The organism is Kitasatospora sp. NPDC034035, assembly GCF_055575755.1.
The window spans coordinates 1-3754 of the sequence record NZ_JBVISA010000101.1; the positions used below are offsets into that span (position 1 = coordinate 1).

Sequence of the window (3754 nt, forward strand, 5' to 3'; positions counted from 1 at the left end):
CCCCGAGCACGGTCTCGGTCTCCTCCGTCACGCCGAGATCCTACGACCCCAAGTACGTCATCAGGTCCGTAAGTTATTAATCGTCAGCTCCCTGCTTCTCACCACCGTCCTGTTGTGCGGCGGCCTGGCGGCGTTCGGAGCCCCGGACCGCGGGGAGCCGCCCGGCGTCTCGACCTCGGCGGGGAGCGCCCCCCACGGCTCCGGCGTCCCGTTCGCAGACGGCTCGCTCGCCCGCGCCGTCGCCGCGGACCAGCAGAGGCTGCGCGAGGTGCCCGGCGACGCCGCCGGGTGGGCCCGCCTCGGTGGCGATTACGTGCTTCCCCGCCCCCGAGCAGCAGGCCGCCGCGCCGGTCGCGCCGCAGCCGCAGTTGACGGCGCCTTGGGCGACGTCCAACAGGTCCGACAGGTCGCCGGCCGCCTTCACCGGGATGAAGCCGCGGCGGGCGCTGGTGGCCGTGCAGGCCGAGCGTCGCGCGTTCCTGGGCACGCTCCCCAGCTGGGGCGGCGATCTGGAGGCCGCTCGGCAGGGGCTGAGCGAGGAGCAGCTGGCCGAGTCCGCCCGCCTCGAGGAAGCCGAGCGGCGGGCCTGCCACGCGGTGTGGGCCGACGAGTACTGGGCCACGCTGTCCGGCGAGGACCGGGTCACCGCCCGCAGCCGGCTCCAGCACATCGACGACGAGCCGGCCGCGGCAGCAGCGGCGTAGCAACGGTCCGCGCCGCTCGCCGGCCGGGATCGGCTACCGCAGGCGGATCGGCAGCATCCGCCACCCAACCCGGCCGGGATCCGCGGCCCGGGCCGCAGCCCGCCTCCGCCGAGCTGCTCTGCCTCTTCCTCGAGCGCCGCCTTCTGCCCGCCGCCGCTGACCGGCCCGCCGGGAAGAGCAGGTCGGCGGAGCGGAGTCGGCCTACGCCGCCGTCGTGCCCCGGCCCGGGGCGGCGTGGGCGAGCGCGATGATGACACGCGGGAGCCCGTAGGCGGCCAGCACGTCGGCCGCGGCGATGAGCCCGGTCAGGTACCAGGGCAGGTGGCCCGGGTCACCAACCGGGTAGGAGACGCCCGCGCACCCGATGGCCATCACGAACAGCAGCAGGACTGTGAACAGGCGGCTGCCGGCGGTGGGGCCGCCTGAGGTGTCGATCCGGTGCAGCAGTTGCGCGCAGGAGATCCCGGCCGTCAGCAGGACGATCGCGGCCAGCCAGCTGATCGGCCAGGCGGTGCCGAGCGCGGTCAGTCCGGCCGCCGCGTACGGCACGTTGACCGCCCACCAGAGCAGCGCGACGGCCGCCAGCACCGCCCTGCCGCCGGTGAACCGGCGGGCGCCGATGTAGTCAGTCAGGGTGCAACCCAGTAGGTCCGTGTCCCAGTTCGGGACCAGCACCCGGGGGGTTCGGTGTGCTGGAAACGCGGTGTCACGGAAGATCGCGCCGGTGCGGGCCAGGGTGGTGGCCTCCGGAGCCTGCCAGACGAACTGTTCGCCCGAGGCGCGCATCAGGAAGTCCCGCAGTCGCACATCCGGGCAGGCAGCAGGTGTCGTCGGGCGTGTCGCCCAGTACGAGAGCGGTGGCGGACTCGGTGCCGCGCAGGCTGATCACCCCGGCGTAGTCCGCGACCGCGCAGGCTCGGTCGTAGTCGTCCTGCTGGTCGGTGTCGCCGAGGATCGCACCGTCCTCGGTGCAGCCGCCCCACTGGTGCAGTGCGGACACCGGGACGACGATCAGCGGGCCACCCATGGACTCGACCCAGGCCAGTTCGAGCCCGGGGCGGGCAGTGTTCGGGGTATCGCTCATGCCTGCAGTGTGCCGCTGGCCTGTGACAGGGAGGGAAGCCGGGGCTTCACGCCTCGGGTGAGGGCGGCAGCCAACTCAAAGGCCGCGTTCGGTGGGCGGGGTCCGGTCGGTGGCCGGGCCGAGTGTCAGTTCCGGTATCTCCTGGGGCTGGGGCGTGGCCGGGACGGGGCTGGAAGTGGCCGGCTCGGCTCGGTCGGCCGGCGGCCGCGGCGCCTGGACAGGCCCGGGACAGGCCCGCTCCCTGCCGGTCAGGGCCGCGCGCTGGCCGCGGTCGAGGTCCCGGCGGATCACCCGGTGCAACGTCGCCAACGACGGCACCGCCACCGGCACGGCCTCGCCCACGTCGTTGGTGTCGGCTTCGACCGTGGCGCGGGCCTCGGCAAGCAGTTCACGGTGCACCGCGGCCGCGTTCCCGCACCACAGAACCAGCCGGGCATGCAGTTGCGGGGTGAGCGTGAAACGCTCCCGCTGCCGTACGCCGGTCCTTCCCTCGGCACGGGCCGCGGCCAGCCAGCGCCACACCGTGCGCAGCGACACCCCCACCGCGTCCGCGACCAGCCGCACATGGCCGGTCGCCAGCTCACCCCGCACGTCCAGAGCCAGCAGCCGCTCCACCGCCTGCTGCCGCGCCAGCGCCACCGGCACCACCGGCACCACACCGGCCTGTCCGTCCTCGCCCGGCACGAGCACCACCCCCACTCCCCGACGCCGTGAGAACCCATGCCCCTGCGCATGGGGTCCTGGAGTTCAGGACGCCGGACTCTGCACCTCGGTGACAGCGCAATCGGCATTCCGCTGACACCAGGACGGGGCGTGCGGTAGAACCCACGGGCGGCGCGGCGCGGCGGGACAACGGCAGGCAGTACGTGCGGCTCAGCAGGAAGGAGCCGGACCAGACCGACCCAAGCGTTCTCCTCGAGCTCGGGACGGCGGCACCGGACCCTGCAGCTGCAGGCTGGCAAGGCAACGGTGGCTTGATCGGGCAGGTCGCCTCCCGGGAACTTGACACCCGGGTCGGCACGGTCGTTCACCGAGTCCATGAGCGCTGCTGGACCGTCCGTCGTCCGGATGCCGCAGTCCTCCCAGCGCGTGGATGGGTCAGCCAGGACGCGGCCGGCCGCTGTGACCATGTCGCCTACAAGGGCGTGTAGGTCTGGTACTTGCCCTGCAAGGACAAGACAGCTGCACTGGCCACGTCGGCTCGAGGGCTGGCTGCGCAATCCCTGAGGAACTCTTGAACCCGGGGGCCCGGCCATCCCGCTGCGGCGGCGCGGCCCAGAACCGAAGGCCATCGTGGGGGCCCAAGGGGCCGAGGAGATCGAGAACGTGGTCGATCGTGGTTGTGTCCGGGCGCAGCCGCTGCGTGGCGACAGCGCGCAGGGCGCCGTCGGCAAGCATCGGGGTTCCGCTGTCCAGGCACCAGCGCAGGGAATCGGTTGTGGCTTCGGGAGCGCTCAGCCGCACGATGGCGTCGCCGAGCGCGGTGTACACCATGGTCGCCTCGAACGGGCGCTGGGCGAGGTCCCGAAGCAGGCCGAGGGCGGGGCGGTGCCCGCACATCCCCAGTGCCATGACCATCTGGTACTGGGTCTCCCACGTACGGGGTCGCGCACCTCCTGCTCAAGGGCATCCAGGAGCGGCGGACCCGCTGCGGGGTCGGCAAGCCGGCGCAGCCGCGTTGCGGCGGAACGCCGCAACGGCGACAACCGGTGGCCGAGCTGCTCCACGGCCTCATCCAACGTCAGCGCCATCACGGTCCCTGTCTGCGCGGCTTCGTTCCAGGCGCAGCGTAGGGCCCCGTGCCGACAGAACCTGCCGGGTGGCTGGAGGAAGCGCGCGCTCCGGTGTCCTGGGCCGAGGAGGGGAACCGATCAATGAGCCTTCGCCATCTTCGAACGTGCTGGTCGGAGGGGCTGGCGTGACGGTTCTCCGGGGTGCTCGTGCTGGTCGTGGGCGGGAGTCTGCG

The 3754-nt window shown here is 72.9% G+C and carries 4 protein-coding genes; 1 reads left to right on the forward strand and 3 read right to left on the reverse strand.

Annotated features, from left to right (window positions below; genetic code table 11):
- Positions 1 to 302 precede the first annotated feature (302 nt).
- Positions 303 to 704, forward strand: a complete 402-nt coding sequence (locus ACZ52J_RS42755) for a hypothetical protein (RefSeq protein WP_465626827.1) — start codon at positions 303 to 305, stop codon at positions 702 to 704.
- A 201-nt stretch (positions 705 to 905) separates the two neighbouring features.
- On the opposite strand, the gene ACZ52J_RS42760 is transcribed toward ACZ52J_RS42755, so the two are convergent.
- The 3 genes from ACZ52J_RS42760 to ACZ52J_RS42770 form a co-directional block, all read right to left on the reverse strand.
- Entirely contained in the window at positions 906 to 1490 is a 585-nt protein-coding gene (locus ACZ52J_RS42760) for a hypothetical protein (protein ID WP_465626829.1), read from the reverse strand.
- Positions 1411 to 1788, reverse strand: coding sequence for an Imm21 family immunity protein (locus ACZ52J_RS42765; RefSeq protein WP_465626831.1), 378 nt, complete (start codon positions 1786 to 1788; stop codon positions 1411 to 1413). The genes ACZ52J_RS42760 and ACZ52J_RS42765 overlap by 80 nt, the downstream gene beginning before the upstream one ends.
- Positions 1789 to 1863: 75 nt before the next feature.
- Complete coding sequence (locus tag ACZ52J_RS42770) at positions 1864 to 2481, reverse strand: transposase family protein (RefSeq protein WP_465626833.1); 618 nt, start codon at positions 2479 to 2481, stop codon at positions 1864 to 1866.
- Positions 2482 to 3754: the final 1273 nt, after the last annotated feature.

Bases quoted from the DNA above. Each gene is read 5' to 3' on its own strand.
- ACZ52J_RS42760 (WP_465626829.1), bottom strand. From the start codon at position 1,490: ATGCGCGCCTCGGGCGAACAGTTCGTCTGGCAGGCTCCGGAGGCCACC.
- ACZ52J_RS42765 (WP_465626831.1), bottom strand. From the start codon at position 1,788: ATGAGCGATACCCCGAACACTGCCCGCCCCGGGCTCGAACTGGCCTGG.